Below are 19,792 nucleotides of genomic sequence, written 5' to 3'. Positions count from 1 at the left end.
GGATTAACAATTAATTTGACAAGACCGCTTGTTTCCCAATGTAATCATATAGATTACCGAAGTTAATATACTCAATATCTTCAGGGAGATTTTTCACAATGTTTCTTGTATCAAAAATTCGCTTATTGTTCATTTTTGCTAATTGATTGAAGTCTAATGCTTTAAACTCATTATGATCTGTTAGGATAACGATTAAGTCAGAGCTATTTACTGCCGCTTCCATATCTTCGATGACAAACTCTTTCTCAACGTGTGGGTCGAAAGCTCTTACTTCGTACTTCCCTTGTGCTAGAAGCTCTTCATAAATCTCCATTGCTGGACTTTCACGAATATCGTCAACGTTTCCTTTATAAGTAAGACCAAATACAGTAATCACTTTGCCATCCACGTTTTCCATAAGAGTGTTTACGTTATTTACTACATATTCAGGCATTGAAGTGTTTACTGAGCGTGATAGATTAATGATTTTTGCTTGTTCAGGTGCCTTTGCCACAATGAAATACGGGTCAACAGCTAGACAGTGTCCACCTACTCCAGGACCTGGATAGTGAAGGTTAACACGTGGATGCTTGTTAGCCATTTCGATTACGTCTAGCGCGTTAATCTCTAGTTCATTACATACCTTTGTTAATTCATTCGCTAGAGCAATATTCACATCACGGAACGTATTTTCCATTAACTTAGACATTTCTGCAGTCTTAGCAGTTGTTTTAATGATTTCGCCTTTTACAAAAGTGCTATAAACCATTGCGCCTGCTTCCGTACATTCTGGAGTGATTCCTCCAACAATACGGTTATTGTAAATTAACTCATGTAAAATTTGTCCCGGTAACACACGTTCTGGACAATGAACAAGGAAGATGTCCTTACCAACAACAAAACCAGCTTTTTCAACAAGTGGTTTCACATAATCATCCATACTTCTTGGAGCGATTGTAGACTCAACAATTAATACATTACCTTTTTCAAGATAAGGAATGACGCTATTTACTGCGCTTAAAACATAAGAAAGGTCACAAGATTTGTATAAATCATCATTATTTGGTGTTGGTACAGCGATAATAAATGCATCCGCCTTTTCAGGTGAAAGTGTCGCACGGAAGGTACCTTTCTCCAGTACTTCATTTAATGCTTCTTGTAAACCAGGTTCTTCAATGTGGATTGTCCCTGAATTCAACAATTCAACTACTTGTGGTCTAATTTCTACACCTACTACATTCACATCATGTTTTGCGAACATGATTGATGTTGGTAATCCAATATATCCTAAACCTACTGTACAAAGTTTCATTATTTATTTCCCCCTAATTAATTCATTTGAAATATATATCCAAAAAACAACTATTTTACAATAAAGTCATTTGGTCTGTCTGTTATATAACCAAAATGGAATAGGATGGCTTCAATAATTCTTTTAGAAGCATTGCCATCTCCATATGGATTTGATGCCTTAGACATCTTATCATGTGCTACCTTATCCGACAACAGGTCATCAGCTAGTGAATAGATGGTATTTTCATCAGTACCTGCCAATTTTAACGTTCCTGCTTTCACTCCCTCAGGACGCTCAGTTGTATCTCTAAGAACCAACACTGGCACACCTAATGACGGTGCTTCTTCTTGAACACCACCTGAATCGGTCAGGATTAAATACGCTCTTGAAGCGAAATTATGAAAATCGATTACATCTAATGGTTCAATGAGGTGAATACGATCATTCTCCCCAAGTATCCGATTCGCAATTTCTCGGACTACAGGATTCATATGAACGGGATATACTACTTGGATATCCTCATGCTTTTCTACCAAGCGGTTGATCGCTCGGAACATATTTTCCATTGGCTCTCCTGTATTTTCACGTCTATGTGCTGTCATTAATACTAAGCGATCATTTCCTACCTTCTCTAAAACTGGATGGGTATAATTCGCTTTAACGGTCGTCTTCAACGCATCGATTGCGGTATTACCTGTAATAAAGATGTTTTCAATGTTTTTACTTTCTGTCTGGAGGTTTGCTTTCGATTGATCGGTTGGCGCAAAATGAAGATCCGCTAACACTCCCGTCAGTTGACGATTCATTTCCTCTGGATAAGGGGAGTATTTATTCCATGTTCTAAGTCCCGCTTCCACATGTCCTACAGGAATGGAATGATAAAATGCCGCTAAACTGGCTACAAAAGTAGTAGTGGTATCACCGTGTACTAAGACAATATCCGGTTTAACCTCCTGGAATACTCTGTTTAACCCTTCTAAACTTCTTATCGTAACATCAACCAATGTCTGTCTGCTTTGCATGATGTTTAGATCAAAGTCGGGAGTTACTTCAAAAATGTTTAAAACCTGATCAAGCATTTCTCTATGTTGCGCAGTTACCGTAACGATAGATTTAATTTTATCTGAATTTTTTTCTAGTTCTTTTACAAGTGGAGCCATTTTTATAGCTTCCGGCCTAGTTCCAAATACTGTCATTACTCTAAGTTGCTTATCCATATTGTCCCCCAAAGGTATCATTTATTTTACCGCAGTCACATTTTGACCTGGTAAATTATAAAACTCCGTTTTGGTGTTGTTATATACATCAAGGAGAGATTTCTTTTCATTTTCCCAATTATATTTACTGCTTGCTTCAAGTGCATTTTTTTGCATTTTACCATGTTCATTTGGGTTAGCTAATAACCAATTAACTCCCTCTGCAATGGAGTTTGAATCGTGAGAATCTACACAAATGCCTGTCCCATCACCTTCAACGACTCTTTTTATTTCAGGGAAGTCACAGGCAATGACCGGTACACCCGCCATCATATATTCAAACAGTTTGTTCGATGAAGCGGAGTAATGATTGAAACATACATTGTTTAATACCTGAAATCCCAGATAGGCATTTCTTGTATATTTCGGCAGCTCAGCTAGTGGTACCTTAGGAAGAAACTTAATTTTGTCATTAAGCTTTAATTCATTCACCTTGTTTTGTAGCTCTTTTTTAATTTTCCCGTCCCCTATTAGGACAAGTACTCCCTCATTAAATAACGGGGCAGCATCAATTAGTTTGTCTAATCCTCTACCTGTTTGGACCCCACCTTGATAAAGAAGAATCTTTTCAGACTTAGGAATGTTCAGGATTTCATGTAAATCCACTTTGTTATCCGATTCACTTGTTTGTGTAAATGGATAATTATGAACCACATTCGGGTAAAATCCATATAATTTCTCGTTGTATCCTGCTCTTGTATGGTTTTCAACAATCATTTCATCGATTTTCTTAATTAAAAAGCCTTCCATCTTCCCATAAATCGGATTATGGTAGCCTGTACGGCTCGTTTGAACTTCATGGGAATCGTAAATGAGCGTTTTGCGTTTAATTCTCCACTTGGAACAGATATAGCCTTGTTGGAGTGTATTTAAATCATTTGAATGATAAATATCATAATTCTTTTTGTATCCCTTCAGAATCATTCCGAGAATGAGACTCCCTCTAACCCAGACAACCTTTAGCTTTGTTTTCAGCAAAAGTACTGCTAATACAGTTAGAATAGAGAAGATGAGCGGAGCTGCATAGATCAACAAACCCCATAAACACAAGAAAAGGGCTCCAAACAATTTATTATGCATGGAGTATTTATAAATTTTTTGAATCATTTCTAATAAGATTGGATACCTTTTCAGTCTATACACTTTAAAATTTTCATTTCTCTGTTCGAATTTAGGTAAAGTAGGATCCTTAGGATCATGGATACACAATAAATCAACTTCATAACCAGCTTCGGATAAAGCAGTACACTCTCGCAATACCCTAGCATCATTTGTGAAGTGATTCCAGACGAACATGCAAACTTTCTTTGACATCTTTTGTATCCTTCCTTTGTTGTGGCTGAGTGTTTTCATTCATATAATCTACTAAACTAGTAATATTCTTTTCCCAGTTAAATTGACTAAGAATTAACTGTTGTTCCTTTTGGGACATTTCTCTTCTTGCTGTATCATCATTTAAGAGCTTCATAATTTGGGTTAATATTTCTTCAGGTGTAGCAGCATGGATCGCTACCCCAACCCCTTCATTGTTGATTATCTCTTTCGAATATCCATCAACAACCCCGACAATGGGAACGCCACATGTCATGTAATCGATTATTTTTCCAGGTAAAACTGTTTTAAAGACTTCCTTATCTTTTAAAGTAACCAGTCCTAAATCATGCTCAGCAATTAATTTTAAACATTGTTTTTTTGTCACTGGATTAATAAGCGTAACGTTTTTATAATTCTTTATAGAACTTATCAGTTGCTTCTTATTCACTCCATAACCAATGATCGTTAGCTGTATTCCTTGCTCTTCTAATAATGGTACAAGTTGATGAATAATTTCAGTGTTTTGAGCAAGTCCAAGATTTCCAGCATAAATAATTTTCTTAGTTCTGAGTTTCTTCTTATTAATTTGTGCTAACTCTTCTTTTACTACACTGTTTGGAATGAACAAAATCTTTGATTCAGGGACTCCAGCTTTCCTTTGAATGTATTCTTGAAAGCCCATGCTATTTATGACAATCTTGTCAGACTTTTTATACAGTACATTTTCTAAAGCACCAAATAGTTTGAGGATCCAGGCATTATCAAATACACCCACACCTTTTAACGACTCAGGCCATAAATCACGTATATCTAAGATAAACTTTGTTTTATATCTATATTTAGCAAAAAGACCTACAAATCCGGTAAAGATCGGTGGTGAAGTAACGAAAATATAATCATACTTCTCCTTGTCTTTAAGGATAAGAAAAATAAATTTGAAGGCAATTTCTAAATAATAAAATAAACGATTAAATATATGGTTTGAATATTTTCTGCTTTTAATACCAATCCTAGTAATACGATCATTTTGGGAATTCAAGGACTCATCATCCCAAAATTCTTCATTTTGATATATCTTTTTATTTGGATAGGAAGGTTCAGTCGTAAGGACCTTTACATCAAATTCATTTTTCCCCAACATCATAAATAGGTGTTTAATACGGTTTGAATGACTACCTATTTCCGGGTAAAAATGCTGAGAGATAATCAATACACGTTTCACATTCATAGCCCCTTTAAAAATCCTTAATTCCAATGACATTTTTTCTCTCTATTATTATCTCTTTCGGAAACGGAAATATCAGTTATTCTAATATAATAATATACGGTATTCGAACTAGTTACTATAGACCTAGTAAATTTACAATCAATTACCAAATGATAACCAAATATTTCTTCTCAAATTGAGAAGGTGCGTCGCATCTAGTTTTTGATGCTCAATGCGTAACAAACCAACTTTTAAGTAAAAAAAATAAATACCTAATGGAAATATAAGAGAATTACACACTTATCCTTTCATTAGATATTTATTAGCATTTTTGTATTTGGGCATCAAACCCCTCCTCACAACATACTATCGACGACATGCGTCTAAGGACAGAGGAAAATATAATAGCTTCCCACAGCATGATTGAGTGCCGCCATCGATAACGGCCAAGGTGACTTTGCCGATCAGTGTATATAACCTGATATGTGTAACATAAATATTATTAGTCTTTAATTATTTAACACACTAAAATATATAAATAAAAAATAGCTATCACTATAATTTCTTATTCTTGGACTCGTCAATTTTTGACAAAGATAGCCAAACTATTGGAAAATAAAATCCATTTTCATGCTATTTTTGTCCTAATCTAGTTTATCACTAATTAGAAGGACGGTAAAGGGGCGTAATTTGTCGAAATTTGTCATATTGTAAAGATAGTCTTTTCGGACCATCTCGAGTCATTAAACCATGTTTAGAAAAACGCAAGTGCCTTGATCATCCCCGGATTAAGAAGACTGATCGATTGGCTAGCGGAGCGCAGACAGAGACCTAGTCGCACTTAAGCGTACAAAAGTCCTTAGCCTTTATTAGTCAGGCCAGCTTGCCGCAGGATTTAGAAACTCCTTCTATTTACCGCTCACCCACTTTTTCGCTTACCACGGGCATTAGAAACTCCTTCTATTTACCGCTCACCCACTTTTTGCTTACCACGGGCATTAGAACCTCCTTCTATTTACCGGTCGCGCTCATTTTCACTTACCACGGGCATTAGAACCTCCTTCTATTTACCGGTCGCGCACTCTTTCACCTTACCACAGGCATTAGAAACTTCTCCTATTTACCGGTCGCGCACTCTTTCACCTTACCACGGGCATTAGAAACTTCTCCTATTTACCGGTCGCGCACTCTTTCACTTACCATGGGCATTAGAACCTCCTTCTATTTACCGGTCGCGCACTTTTTCACTTACCACGGGCATTAAAACTCCTTCTATTTACCGGTCACGCACTTTTTCACTTACCACGGGCATTAGAAACTTCTCCTATTTACTGGTCGGGCTACTTTCCTTTGGATCGGGACATAAAATACCACAGTATCAAGGACTGTGGCTGTGACAAATTTTATACATTCTTATCTTTTAAAAAAAAAAGGCTAACTCATCCGAGTCAGCCTTTCTTCGTTATTCTTTAGTTCCCAGCCAAAACATCCACATTCAACTGATTCGTTCCGTCCACGGTAAATTCCTTTTGGAGGTTATACCAATGTCCTTCGCTATCAAGCCAAATGCCCTCTAGTTTATACGTACCGTTTGGTAGTTTGAAACCAAAGTTTCCGTTTGCGTCTGTTGTGATATCGTACCATTTCTCTTCACCAGTAGTCGTGTGAATACTGAATGTGATATTGGATAAAGCTGTGGTTCCTTTTGTTAGGACACCGGTTACGTTTGGAGTTTCTGCTACTGGTCCGTCAGTTAAGACATCGAAGTTTTGAACAGTCGCGCCGGAAACTGTAAATTCTTTACCAAGAACATACCATTTGCCTTCTGCTGCTGACCAAATTCCTTCTATCTTATACGTACCGTCTGCAAGCTTCATTTCAAAGTTACCGTTTGCATCCGTTGTTGCGTCATACCATTTTTCAGTGCCTGTTGTTGTATGAACACTGAAGACTGTGTTACTGAATACTTTTGTACCATTTTTCAACGTTCCAGTCACATTCAGGTTCACTTGAGCTGGTTTCACATCGATCGTAAGATCTGTTGCACCTTCAAGCTTGCCGTCCTTCACTGTGAACGTTTGGTTTAATTCATACCACTTGTTTTCTGCATCTACCCAAATACCATCTACTACGTAGCTGCCATCCGGTAAATTGAAAGCAAACTTTCCGTTTTTATCAGTTTTTGCATCATACCAGTTGTCACCGGAATGAACACTGAACGTAATGTTTGCTAACGCCTTTGTATCGTTGACTAATGTTCCGCCTACATTCCATTTTCCTTGATCTTGAGTAGGAATCTCGTAGTCTAGAGCATCAATCATGAATTGGCTTGTGCCATTTAATAAGCCATCTTTAATCGTAAACATCTTACCAAGTGGATACCAAGTTGGATCTACCCAAATTCCTTCTACTTTATAGGTGCCATCTGGAAGGTTATGTGTAAATTCACCTTTTGCATCTGTTGTAAAATCGTACCAAACTTCGTTTTCGCCTGTGCTGTGTAAGCTGAAAGTAATCGAAGCTGCTGGCGTGTTGCCAATCACTACTTTACCTGTTCCTGGAGCAATCGGCGCTTTCGTTCCTACTAATTCTCTTGTGTCTCTTACACGGATACGAGTACCCTGTGCAAATGCACCAGATAATCCTACCGCTTCTAACGTGTCACCTTTTTCAAGAGCTGGTACCGGTACATTCGATTGGTTCACGATATAACCATCTGTAAATACTAGTACATCACCAGAACCGTCGTTGATCACGTAAGAGTTATCGTCAAACTTAGATACCACGGTACCTTTTACCTTCACTAGGAATCCTTGGTTAGCAGCTGATGTCGCTTCACCTGTAGGAACTAGTGTTGGTTGTAACGGGTCTCCTGAGCCAGTTTTAATGACATCTTTTTCAAAGCTTGTAAACTCTAACTCAATGTTGTTATCAAACTTCTTAATATGGCCATATACACGGACTTTATCGCCTGGTTTTAGTGCACCATCTGGAATTTCTAGATATGCCATGATACCGCCTGTTTCATCTTGCAGGTTGAATGCGTCAAAGAATACACCGGATCCAGTTGTAACTGTTCCTTCTACTACTACATCCGTGTCTTCAGCTAATTTACGAGCATCAGCGATCTTCGTCACTTTTGTTTCACGGTTTGCTAACCAGTTAACAGAGTTTAGAGCTAATTCGTCGTTGCCTTTTGGCGCAAATGACTCATCCATCTGCTTATCATTGATTAAGTTCATACCAGTTACGATGATACGTCCCTTAGCGCCGATTTCTTCTGAGGCAATTAATGGAATAGCTGAACCGCCTGTTGCATCAGATACGGCGTCATATGTGTAACCACCCTTGACGTTACCTTGATAAGTGGTTTCGTTACCCTTTCCAAGAACGACTAATTTATCATTTGGTACTAACGGCTGATTGTTAGGACCGGATAAGCTAGCGCCACTGAAATATTCCACAATTGATGCTCTATCTGTAACATAGTTAGAGACTAAGCCTAGATGAACCCGTACCGCCCATGGGCTTACTGCCGGATCGGACCAGAAGTTTCCTGTTTTACTATCATCAAAGACTCCATCGTTGTTCATGCGAATGCCAGAGCCTAAATCTGATAGAAGGGTATTATTGATGGTTGGGTCAACACTCTTGTTAGCCTTACCAGCCATTAATAAAGAACCGCCATTATTTACAAACTTTGTTATTGCTGCTCTTTCGTCAGCAGTCAATGCTGAACCATGTGTAAATACTAATACTTTCACACCGCTTAATACTTCATCAGTGATTGCTACTTTATTTTCAGTAACAGTATACCCTTCTTTTTGAAGCATAAGTGTGAAGGCTTTTAAGTTATCCTTGTATGTTCCGCTGTCACCTGTCGTATTTTCGTTTCCGTGAGAGGCGTCGATTAATACTTTAATGCCAAGTGGTTCTTTAATTTTCACCGGTGAAACAAACTTCACATCACCAATAGCTAGACCATCTAAAGAGGTGACAACCGCAATCAACTTGTGATCACCCACTAACGGGCTATTCCAGGTTGCAGTCGCTGTTGCTGAACCTTTTGATAAGATCGATGAAATATTGTTTGTTCCAATAAAGTTTGCTTCTTTTACTTCATCATAATAGAAGTCTACTTTAAGATTTGAAATGGTTTGTGTACCATTATTCGCAACTGTTGCTACTAATTTAGCTGGGTTGCCGCCAACAATAACACCACCGTCTACGTCAATGCTGTTTACTTTTACATCGACTGACTCTTCTTTTGACCAGATTGGAGAAGAATAGATTCTTTCGCCATCCATTTGTGTTACTTTAACCACGAACCATTGCTGTCCGCCTGTTACTGTGTAAGATGGAGACCAAGTGAAATCTTTCGTCATTGGCGTAATAGAATCTACTACGCTTCCATTATTAGAGATTAGTTCTACTTTTGCAATTCTGTCATCTGACTTATAAGAAGTTGGAAGATAGTTATAGTCGCTATCATTATGTGCTTCTGCCACTAAGTCGCTACCAGAAATGCTAAAGTTTAATTTTTTGCTATCAACTGTTGAACCCATGTAGTAACCATTTGCTAAAACATCTAGTGTGAAGTTTGGATCTTCTTCCATGTACACACGCATATTACGCATAGAGTGTAATAATGATGCTTGAGAAAGGTCATCTGCAACGATTACTGTACGAGCATTAATTTGTCCCCAAGTTCCTTCATGGTTATCTTCACCATAAGTTGGAGCCACGTGCCAGCCTAAATCTAGTGCAGAGTAGAACTTACCTTCCGCATTTGCATAGCCATAGTGTCCTGAACCATTACCTACTTCTAACATAGTGAATAACTTATCTACGTCTTTATTGTATGGTTTGAAGTTATTAAATGCATTCGCAGACATGTCTGGGTGGTTGAATTGACCAACGATATCATCGTATGTCATTACCCATGCATAGTACTGATTTAAGTCTTGGTATTGCTTACCATTGATATTTCTGTCTATAAAATTGTCTGTTCCAAAGATATTTGAGTGACCCCAAGTAGTTGAAGTCATTTCAAACGCTGGGAAAACAACATAGTCGCTGTTTGTGTATTGCTTAGCAAGATCTTTTGTTAATTGCCATTGTGCGCCACCAGAACGTTCTGGTACTGCTGCACCTGATGCTGTTTTACGGTCAACTGTGTCTGTCCCTAATTTTTCAGGGTCAATATCATGTGAGTGGTCGGAGAATGCGAACCAATCATAATGATGGGCTTTCCCTGCTTTTAAAGCATCTTCAGGTGTACCCGCACCATCGTGAGAAATGTTTGTGTGGTTGTGCGTTGTACCACGGTAGTGATTACCACCTGTGAAACGAGGCACGATTTCGAATGTCCATTGTTTCTCAGTCAGGTTGCCTTTTACGTCCTTAGCTGTAACCTTCACTGTGTGAATACCTAGTGCAAGGTCTGCTTCTGGCGTATATTTCACCTGTGTTTTGCTAATAGTTGCTGTTGGTGCTAATAACTCTTGTCCGTCTAAGAAGAAATGAACAGTTGTTTCATCCACACCGCTTGGATCGTTGATTAACGCTGAGATTTCAGGTGTTGTACTTTCAACCTTTGTTGTGTCCTGTGGTGTCATACCTGTAATTTCAGGGCCAAAAGTATCTTCTACTAATGTAACAGCGAAAGGTGCTGTGCTAGAGCCCGCTGTTTTGATTTGGCCTGTTGCTGTTGCTTCAATGTAATATTCAAATCCATCTTGAGGCACATTCGCAGCATCCAATGATACTGTGTAACGACCTTGGCTGCCTTTCACCATTTGAAGAGCAGTATATTGGCTTGTGCCTGTTGCACGATAGTAGACAACAACATTTTCTGCCCCATCAGCATTGGCTGCAAACTCTACACTTGCGCCTTTGTATACTTCAGTGATCGGTGTATGTGTGACTGCTAATACTGGAGAAATATCCTTCACGTCACGTGGATATAGTTGGTATCCATTTGTCGCAGAGGCATTCGTTGTGTATTGCCCTAAGACACCTGTTACAGTGTAACTCTTACCTGTTTCAAGGTCTGTGTCTGGCTTAATACCAGTTGCTCCCATGACCCTTAGAGTCGTTGTTTTACTGTTTTCATCTACAAATGTAACATTGTAGTTTGGAGGCGTGCTTGCTGTAGCGGATACTTTACCCGTAACCGTTACAAGGCTGCCTTCTAGTGGCTCAGCCACTGCATACGTATTTAAATCAAGAATAGTTACGCTTTTTGGTACAGGAATGGCATTTCCTTCACTAATTTTCTCAATGGAAATCGGTTCAAATTCTGTTAAACCGTTGTAGTAAAGGACGCTACCCGTGATGCGTAATTTATCGCCTTTTGTTACCTTATATGCTGTCGTGTAAGATGTACTGAAGATATTGATCCCTGCTGTATCGTCTTGAAGATAGAAGTTCTGTTTTTGTGTTCCAAGGATTTGGTTATCAACGGTCGCTACCCCTTCGATCGTGAAGGACTTGCTTAGGTTGACCGGTTGTCCTTTTGAATCCGATACGCGAACGTCTGCAATTTTTGACACTACAGTTGTGTCTGCTTTTGTAACAGATACAGGAACACTTTCAAGCATGATACCCTTTGCAGAGCTCGTAATTTGTGTTACATACACTGTGTCAGGAGCGTTGTTAATCGTTACGGAGAAATCTCCACCAGTGCCTGCTTTTACTTCTTGTGTATTTAATTTTTCAGCTGGTGTGGCTGTGGCATTTGGATATACATTGATTACAGCATTTGCTGCTGCTGCAGTCGCGTTACCAGTTAGCGTTCCAACACCATTTGTTACAACATAGCTTAGTTTCGCTTGTGCAACGAGTGCACTTGCTACTGCTGCATCAATTTGGATAGCAGCACTTTCAGCTAGTCCCGTTTGTGTAGCTGCAACATAGACAGAGGCTACACTTTTATTTAAGTTGATATCGAAAGAGCCATTTGCTGCCGCTGTACCTGTTCCAATCTCCGTTCCTTTGGATGCGCTTTCATATACCTTAATTGTAGAACCGGCTTCAGCTGCATCAGCCTTACCAACTAAATTTGTTGTCGTATCATTTTTTACATATTGAATGTTGTTTCCTTTAGGTTGCAAGCTGATGACCGGAACCATTGGTGCTTCCGTTGGGCTTGCTGTATTTCTAGGAGTTGGAGCGACTAAAGCAAAGTCATTTGCATTATCATCCGTATCCCATGCATTTCCTAAATCTTTTGCTGGTGTTGTATTTGCATACGGTACACGCGTCGCACTTAGTGTTGTCGTAGGAGTTTTAGTTGGACCGGATCCTTCATAACCGACTGTTCCCGTTCCATAACCTACAAAATCTACTACCCCAGTAGGATATTGACCAGATACAGCTGTTTGAGACTTAACTAAAACAACTTTACCTGAGCCGCCACCCATTCCGATTGTTCCTGTCGCATCTGGTGCTAACGGAAGTGGCTTGTCCTTCACTGTTGTACCGGCTGCTTCTTGGATTAAATAGTATCCATGAGATTTGATGGTTCCAGATAAACTGGTACCTGACCAACCTGTACCTGTACTACTAGAATATTGTACAGACCATCCGTCTAGAATGACATCACTGTCGGTAGGGTTGTACAATTCAATGAAATCATTTGTATAAACGGCCCCACTGTTGCCGCCTGCGCCATAGACTTGAGAAATAACGACATGATTCGCCTGATCCGCATAGGCTTTGCCAATTAAACCACTTGGCAAAAAGGTGCTGATCAAAAGGAGCGCTGCCATGAACGTGCTTGTCCAACGCTTAAACTTCCTTTTCCTCGCCTTCATTCACTTACCACCTTTTTTGTGAATTATTGTAAAAATATGTATGACGACCTTTGATATAGGTCTTCTTTCACATACTTACTCTATCATTCTACAAAATTTTCAATCTGAAAGATACAAATTTTTTGTAAATTTACTATATAAATATTTAAAAAATTATCCCGTAATATATATACAAAAACGGACAAAATGTGATTATATTAAGGGTAATTGCATTTTTATTTCGCAGTTGGAAAATTTGGGAAATTATTTTAAAATAATATTAATGAGGAGCGTGAGCCCCCGTGTCAAATTACTACAAATTTTACCAAAGGTTGAATGTCAGACATCTAACCTTGATAGTACTCGCTTTTTCACTTATCACCTGTCTCTCCTTCCCTACGAAATCATCCGCACATGCCTATAGTGCAAGTTATACACAAATAACAATCGACAAACAAAAGACAGAAATGGTCTTTTCGTTCGATACTTTATCCATACTAGAGCTATTTCCAAAAATTGATAAAAACAAAAACTTTGTCCTTGAGAAATCTGAAATCAAAGCGAACGAACATCACCTAGAAGAATTAATTACTGAGGGCCTCACACTCGATAAAGATAACAAAGAACAAACACCTACCGTCAAAAAAATGAAAATCGTAAAAAAAGAAAACAAAGAATTTCTTTCTACTTATATAAGTTTTCCTAGTGTTTCCCCTGGTGAAACGATTGTGTTTAATGATGGGTTTTATTTTCATGACACGGGGACCAATTATGTGGATTTGATTTCCGCTTCTATTTATGGTGAAACAAGCGAAGCGGTTATACAGGGGAAAGAACGTACGTGGACGATCCTCGTTAATGAAGTACAGCAGGAGCAGGGACAAGATCAAACGGCACAACCTAACACCAGTCAGGAACAGCCACAGACGAAAACACCTGTAGAAAAGTCATCGACTTCTTCTTGGTTGTCCTTTTTAAAGCTCGGAGCCATGCACATTCTTACAGGCTATGATCACTTATTATTCCTATTAGCCCTGTTACTTAGAAAGCAAACCTTTAAACAATACGCCGGAATTGTAACCGCCTTCACTATTGCCCATAGCATCACGCTAAGTCTGGCAACATTAGGCTTGGTAACCGTGCCATCTCGGTTTGTAGAAGCAACCATTGCCTTTAGTATTTGTTATGTGGCCTTAGAGAACATTTTTAGAAAAGAAATCCGTCACCGCTGGAGCATTACCTTCCTGTTTGGTTTAATCCATGGTCTTGGGTTTGCGACGTTGTTAAAAGAAATGGCCATTTCAAAAAGCCATCTAGCTGTTGCTCTACTGAACTTCAACCTAGGGATCGAAGCGGTTCAGCTTACGCTTGTGCTATTGCTTCTACCAGTACTATCTATCTTATTCAAGTTAAAGCACTCACGTAAAATGGTGACCTACGGTTCATATGCTATCGTTGCGTTAGGAGCGATTTGGTTAGTAGAAAGACTGGTCTCATAATGGAATAAATAGTGTGTAGCTATGATAGGACTTTCGTATTATAATTTGAAGTAACAAATTTCAAAAATAGACATTTTTCTATAAATTCAAACATGCCTCAAAGTTGCAGGGGGTTACACGATGAACGTACTAGTTACTGGCGGGTCAGGCTTTATTGGCTCACATACTGTTGATTTACTTGTGAAACAGGGCTACACAACCATTGTAGTGGATCAGAATAAAGGGGTTGCCGAAAACCCAAATGCACTCTATTTTTACGGCGATATAACAGACCATAAGCTAATAGAAGATTTATTCACACAACACTCCCTTGATGCTGTCATCCATCTGGCAGCACAAGTGAGTGTGGAAACATCGATGAAGGATCCTGTCCTGGATGTACATGTGAATGTCTTAGGCACACTTAATCTGTTAGAGCAATGTCGAAAACACCATGCCAAAATTGTCTTTGCCTCTTCTGCTGCTGTATATGGGCTGCCAGAAAACCTGCCGATTGCCGAAGACCATCCTGTTCATCCGATTTCGGTGTATGGTCTCTCTAAGTTAACGGTAGAAAAATATATTCAACTCTATCATGAACAGTTTGGCGTAGAATACTGTACCCTTCGTTATTCCAATGTGTACGGACCTCGTCAAGGACATACAGGTGAAGGCGGAGTCATTTCCATCTTCCTTAATAAGTTAACAAACGGACAAGCTCCTTTCCTTTTTGGAGACGGAGAACAAACACGAGATTTTATCTATGTTGAGGATGTGGCTATGGCAAATATCTATGCCCTTCGTGACGGAAAGAATCAAGTATTCAACGTTTCTTCTATGACCGAAACTTCTATTAATAGTATAGTAGACACTTTTACGACTCTTTTAAATAGTGACATCCAACCAATTCAACAGCCTCCTAGAGAAGGAGATATTACAAGAAGTGTACTGGATGCTTCCGCCATCCATTCCATGTTGAACTGGACTCCTGCTGTCGATATTCGATCTGGATTGGCCTCAACGATTCGTTATTTTATAGAGGAAAAGGGACTTTAATTTATTTTAAGGGTGAGCGAGATGAAACTAGTTAATGAACAAGAATTAGTGATTAGTAGTTATAAAACGAAACCGCTATATTCATGGATTAAGCAGATGATTGATACGTTACTATGTCTTTATGCCCTAGTCGCTCTGTTTCCTTTATTTCTTCTAGTCTCTGTGTTGATTAAATTCGATTCACCAGGTTCCATTTTTTATAGGCAGGAACGAATTGGGCTAAACGGAAAAGCATTTCAAGTCATTAAATTCCGCACCATGCGAGCGGACGCCGAGAAGAACGGACCACAGTGGGCCGATCAAAATGATTCAAGGATCACCAGAGTGGGCCATTACTTACGGAAGTATCGACTAGATGAACTCCCTCAGTTAATCAATGTCGTGTTGGGTGATATGTCCCTGATTGGACCTCGTCCAGAACGTCTTGTCTTTATTGAAGAATTCGAAAAGGATCTACCTCATTTTCGCAACCGCTTGCAAGTGAAACCAGGAATTACTGGCTGGGCGCAAATTAACGGTGGCTATGAGTTAACACCAAAGGAAAAATTAGGATTAGATTTATACTATATTAACCATTTTTCTGTTCTGCTAGATTTAAAAATTGCTATGAAATCCGTTCCCGTTATTTTGTTCGCCAAAGGATGGAGATAACCCAGTGAAGCGAATCCTATTTTATGAAAGCCGTCCTGAATGGGGAGGGGCGCAAAAATGTGAGCTTGACCTTTTAGTTTCCCTTGATGATGAATCGATGGAAACTTATTTTTTGACTTCAACTGATGGCCCGATGAACAGTCGGGTACAGGCTGCCGGAAAAATGGTAGCTTTGCTCCCTATTAATCAATCGGTTAATCAGATTCGAAAAGGACAAGTGAAGACGGGGCTTTTCTTTTTGATTCGTCAATTATTGCAGATCCTGCCCCACTTCTTTCAAGTGATGTTTTTTATCTTAAGAAACCGGATTGATATTGTATATACGAGCCAATTTCGCTCCCAGCTGCTTATTGGATGGCTGGCTAAACTTTTAGGCCGGAAAGTCATCTGGCATATCCATGGGGAGGAACAATTAACTAATCTTTTAGGAAAAATCAGCGTCCTGACTGCCGACCGGATCATTGTTGTATCGCAAGCACTTTGTGAAAAATATCGTAGCCAGTTCCCTAAGAGGAAAGAAAAGATTTCCTTTGTCCATAATGGTGTCGAAGTTCCTGCTCTTGACCGGCAAGAAGTCCCTTCTGTTTTTACCATCGTTATGGTTGGAACATTGATCGAAGGAAAAAGACAGGACCTTGCCATTAAGGCTTGTGCAGAGTTGATTAAGCTGGGCTATTCCGTTCAGTTAAAGATTCTCGGTGAAAAGCCGCCATGGCATTCGGATGAATACAAGCTGTCATTGCAACGGCTAGTTGAGGAACATGGGATTTCTAGTGCCGTCTCCTTTCTTGGGTGGATAGAACAACCCTGGGATGAAATTAGTCGATCGTCGGTTTTTGTGTTGCCATCCGATACAGAAGGCATGCCTTTATCCATTATTGAAGCCATGGCATTAGGCCTTCCAAGCATTTCAACGAATGTCGGAGGTGTCCCTGAAGTGATTGAGGATGGAACGACAGGGTTTATTATTCCTCCAGGGAGTGTGGAGGAACTGGTTGAAAAGCTCAGGATTCTCCTCGATCAACCGTCCGTACGTGATGGAATGGCAAAGCAGGCAAGACAACGGTATGAGTCTCATTTTACAAAAGAATCATTTGTTAAAGGAGTTGTCGGTGTGATTCACACCCTTGCATAATGAAAATTCTCTATGTTATTACAGGCGCCGATATTGGTGGTGCACAAAGGCATCTACTCTATTTATCAGAATGGTTTTTGAAAAAGGGCCACGACATTCAGGTCGTCGTCGGCGAAGAGGGTCCATTCATCGAAGCCTTGACAGACCTAGGTATTCAGGTGCGTGTTATTCCGATTCCTCGAACCATTTCAGTTACGGCAGATAGTAAAGCTCTAAGGACATTAATTGCTTTTATTAAAAAAGAAAAGTTCGATATCGTTCACTCGCATAGTTCGATTGCAGGGATTCTGACTAGAGTAGCGGGATATGTGAATCGAGTGGATAAGAACATTTTTACAGCCCACGGCTTTGTATTCACAGATCCAACTCTTTCTAAGAAAAAGAAATGGATGTACCTTTTTTTGGAGAAGGTATGCAGCTGGCTTTCAACAGATATTATCACGGTTTCGAAGTTTGATTTCTTTAAAGGAAAAGAAGTCGGGATTAAGGAACAGAAGATGCATGTGATTCCGAATGGGATTCCGAATAAAGATATCCTGTCCAGGGATGAGTGGAGAGCTAAGCAGGTCCGGTTAATGCAGAGTGAAAAACGAATCATTGGATTTGTCGGCCGCTTTGCATCCGAGAAAAATATTGATATGCTACTAAGGGTAGCTACTCTTTTTAAAGAAAACAACATAGCAAATGTAGAATTCTGGGTGATTGGTGATGGTCCGTTGTTTGACCATTATCAAGCGGAAGTTAGCAGGCAGAAATTGCAGTCCATCATTCAGCTTAAAGGCAACCAAGTTCAGGTGGTTGAATGGATGGATCAGATGCATGTCATGGTGATTACTTCTCATAAAGAGGGGCTTCCTTATGTGTTATTAGAGGCATGCGGCCGTGGACTTCCTGTCGTTAGTACGGATGTGGGCGGGATTAAGGAAGTGATTGATCCTGATGGTACCCAAAATCTATTGGTTCAGGTGAATGATGATCAAGCGATGTACGACCGTCTGGACCTATTGCTTTCAGATGATTCTTATCGTGAAAAACTAGGCATGTATTTTTTAGAGGTGTCTTGTCATTATTCCGTTCATGAGATGTGTGTACGAACAGAAAAAATCTATCTTGGTTAGAGCTAAGGGGAAAAAATCAGAATGTCATCCATTGTAACTAAAAGTAGAATTAGCCGGGATACCATTATTTATATTCCTGTATTTCTAGCTCCTGCTCTTATAAATATTATCTTATTAATGTTCTTTACTAGAGTCTTTTCACCACAGGATTATGGGACTTATACCATTGTTGTGAATGCAACGATCATCCTTTCTTCCTTACTTGCACAGTGGATTGTATTATCGATACAAAGATTTCGTCCCGAATATATGAAACATGGAACGATTCCAGAGTTTAATCGCCATTTAAACCAGTTACTTTTGGTGATATCCATTGCTTTTTTATTAGTGGTTACTCTATTTTATTTGTTTTTGCCAGGGTTTATGAGACCCTATCAACCATATTATTGGTCGTCCGTCCTTCTAGTGATTAGTTCTGTGTACTTTATGTCTTTAGGAAGCGTATATCAGGTCGACCTTCAATCAAAGCAGTATCGGAATCTAAATGTGATGCAATCCCTTTTAAAATTAGTGATGACCTTTGTAATGGTTATGTACCTACAAACGAAGGCTGTTTCCTTTATCTGGGCGACTCTTTTTGCACAAATTGTTGTTTCGATTCCTATGCTTCGTTATGTAAACACAATAGATCTGTTCAAACCATTGAACGCTTCGAAGCACTCCTTTATTAATTTTGTGAAAAAATTCTGGTCGTATGGTTTCCCGCTCATCGGTTGGTATATAGGAACAACAATCATGAATTTGACCGACCGGTTTATGATTGAGTATTTTCGTTCTCCACATGAAGTAGGGATTTATTCCGCAAATTTTACGATTGCTGTACAAGCTATCGCTTTAATTTGTAATCCCTTATTTTTTGCTATTCAACCGCTCTTGATGAATGAAATACAAGAGCAGGATGACAAGGGTCATATTGAAGCGCGAATATCAAAGTTCACCCATTTATTTTTGATCGTTTCCTTGCCTTTTGGAGTGTATTTTTCCATTTACAGAAATGAGGTTAGTGCACTTCTATTAGGACCACAATTTACAAGTGGGGCGTTGATTATCCCTATTCTGATCTTTGGCTTTTTTGCTTGGAATATGGGACTTTACGGACAGCTCACCTATCAAATTGGGAAACGAACAAAAGAAATGTTTTATTTTGTAACCATTGCTGCTCTCACAAATTTTGTGCTCAATCTATTTTTTATTCCTAAATGGGGCTTTCTTGGTGCTTCGATTTCGACAACTATAGGTTTTATTGTCTATTCTGCCCTACTTTATATTTTTTCCATTAACTATATTAAATGGGAGATACCATGGATTACATTTCTTAAGGTCTCTGTTTTAGTGATGATCCTTGCCATACCTTTTGTGATACTAAAAATCAAGCTTCTTGCTGGGGTTTCTCCCCTTATTAGCATGATCATTGGATTACCCTTTTTCCTTCTTTACATAGGCTGGGTGTTTTTCTTCTGGAAGGACTCCATTAAAAAGGTCTTGTTATAACATGGAAAAAGGAGGGA

The 19,792-nt window shown here is 39.2% G+C and carries 11 protein-coding genes; 6 read left to right on the top strand and 5 right to left on the bottom strand.

All coding sequences use genetic code 11. The features are described 5' to 3' along the window. Positions 1-10: 10 nt before the first annotated feature. The 5 genes from RCG25_RS02045 to RCG25_RS02025 form a co-directional block, all read right to left on the bottom strand. The gene (locus RCG25_RS02045) at positions 11-1,291 is read right to left on the bottom strand and encodes a nucleotide sugar dehydrogenase (protein ID WP_308082010.1); all 1,281 of its coding nucleotides are present in this window, start codon (positions 1,289-1,291) and stop codon (positions 11-13) included. A gap of 50 nt (positions 1,292-1,341) precedes the next feature. Beyond that, complete coding sequence (gene wecB / locus RCG25_RS02040; protein WP_308082009.1) at positions 1,342-2,490, bottom strand: non-hydrolyzing UDP-N-acetylglucosamine 2-epimerase; 1,149 nt, start codon at positions 2,488-2,490, stop codon at positions 1,342-1,344. A gap of 21 nt (positions 2,491-2,511) precedes the next feature. Then, positions 2,512-3,843 carry a glycosyltransferase gene (locus RCG25_RS02035; protein WP_308082008.1) on the bottom strand — a complete coding sequence of 444 codons (1,332 nt, stop codon included), beginning with the start codon at positions 3,841-3,843 and terminating at the stop codon, positions 2,512-2,514. Continuing rightward, positions 3,797-5,065 carry a glycosyltransferase family 4 protein gene (locus RCG25_RS02030; RefSeq protein ID WP_308082007.1) on the bottom strand — a complete coding sequence of 423 codons (1,269 nt, stop codon included), beginning with the start codon at positions 5,063-5,065 and terminating at the stop codon, positions 3,797-3,799. The genes RCG25_RS02035 and RCG25_RS02030 overlap by 47 nt, the downstream gene beginning before the upstream one ends. 1,454 nt (positions 5,066-6,519) lie before the next feature. Next, the gene (locus RCG25_RS02025; protein WP_308082006.1) at positions 6,520-12,867 is read right to left on the bottom strand and encodes a lamin tail domain-containing protein; all 6,348 of its coding nucleotides are present in this window, start codon (positions 12,865-12,867) and stop codon (positions 6,520-6,522) included. A gap of 281 nt (positions 12,868-13,148) precedes the next feature. Here RCG25_RS02025 and RCG25_RS02020 point away from each other — a divergent pair, with 281 nt between their 5' ends. The 6 genes from RCG25_RS02020 to RCG25_RS01995 all read left to right on the top strand — a co-directional run bounded on the left by RCG25_RS02020 (position 13,149) and on the right by RCG25_RS01995 (position 19,775). Further along, positions 13,149-14,345 carry a HupE/UreJ family protein gene (locus RCG25_RS02020; protein WP_308082005.1) on the top strand — a complete coding sequence of 399 codons (1,197 nt, stop codon included), beginning with the start codon at positions 13,149-13,151 and terminating at the stop codon, positions 14,343-14,345. 120 nt (positions 14,346-14,465) lie between these two features. Beyond that, on the top strand, positions 14,466-15,380 hold the full coding sequence (locus RCG25_RS02015; RefSeq protein ID WP_308082004.1) for an SDR family NAD(P)-dependent oxidoreductase: 915 nt from the start codon (positions 14,466-14,468) through the stop codon (positions 15,378-15,380). Between the two features lie 21 nt (positions 15,381-15,401). After that, positions 15,402-16,031: a sugar transferase gene (locus tag RCG25_RS02010; protein WP_308082003.1), complete on the top strand. Its 630-nt coding sequence runs from the start codon at positions 15,402-15,404 to the stop codon at positions 16,029-16,031. A gap of 4 nt (positions 16,032-16,035) precedes the next feature. Then, positions 16,036-17,166, top strand: coding sequence for a glycosyltransferase family 4 protein (locus RCG25_RS02005; protein WP_308082002.1), 1,131 nt, complete (start codon positions 16,036-16,038; stop codon positions 17,164-17,166). Continuing rightward, positions 17,166-18,284 carry a glycosyltransferase gene (locus RCG25_RS02000; protein WP_308082001.1) on the top strand — a complete coding sequence of 373 codons (1,119 nt, stop codon included), beginning with the start codon at positions 17,166-17,168 and terminating at the stop codon, positions 18,282-18,284. The genes RCG25_RS02005 and RCG25_RS02000 overlap by 1 nt, the downstream gene beginning before the upstream one ends. A gap of 21 nt (positions 18,285-18,305) precedes the next feature. Continuing rightward, a complete protein-coding gene (locus RCG25_RS01995; RefSeq protein ID WP_308082000.1) occupies positions 18,306-19,775 on the top strand; it encodes a lipopolysaccharide biosynthesis protein in 1,470 nt (489 codons plus the stop codon). The last annotated feature ends 17 nt before the right edge of the window (positions 19,776-19,792 follow it).

The sequence above is a fragment of the Neobacillus sp. PS2-9 genome (assembly GCF_030915525.1).
Classification (GTDB): Bacteria; Bacillota; Bacilli; order Bacillales; family Cytobacillaceae; genus Neobacillus.
This window is presented reverse-complemented; position numbering and strand designations above follow the sequence as displayed.

What these genes read in the sequence shown, in the direction of transcription:
- RCG25_RS02015 (WP_308082004.1), top strand. Translation starts at nt 14,466, where the DNA reads ATGAACGTACTAGTTACTGGCGGGTCAGGCTTTATTGGCTCACATACT.
- RCG25_RS01995 (WP_308082000.1), top strand. Translation starts at nt 18,306, where the DNA reads ATGTCATCCATTGTAACTAAAAGTAGAATTAGCCGGGATACCATTATT.
- RCG25_RS02025 (WP_308082006.1), bottom strand. Translation starts at nt 12,867, where the DNA reads ATGAAGGCGAGGAAAAGGAAGTTTAAGCGTTGGACAAGCACGTTCATG.
- RCG25_RS02045 (WP_308082010.1), bottom strand. Translation starts at nt 1,291, where the DNA reads ATGAAACTTTGTACAGTAGGTTTAGGATATATTGGATTACCAACATCA.
- wecB (WP_308082009.1), bottom strand. Translation starts at nt 2,490, where the DNA reads ATGGATAAGCAACTTAGAGTAATGACAGTATTTGGAACTAGGCCGGAA.
- RCG25_RS02010 (WP_308082003.1), top strand. Translation starts at nt 15,402, where the DNA reads ATGAAACTAGTTAATGAACAAGAATTAGTGATTAGTAGTTATAAAACG.
- RCG25_RS02035 (WP_308082008.1), bottom strand. Translation starts at nt 3,843, where the DNA reads ATGTCAAAGAAAGTTTGCATGTTCGTCTGGAATCACTTCACAAATGAT.
- RCG25_RS02000 (WP_308082001.1), top strand. Translation starts at nt 17,166, where the DNA reads ATGAAAATTCTCTATGTTATTACAGGCGCCGATATTGGTGGTGCACAA.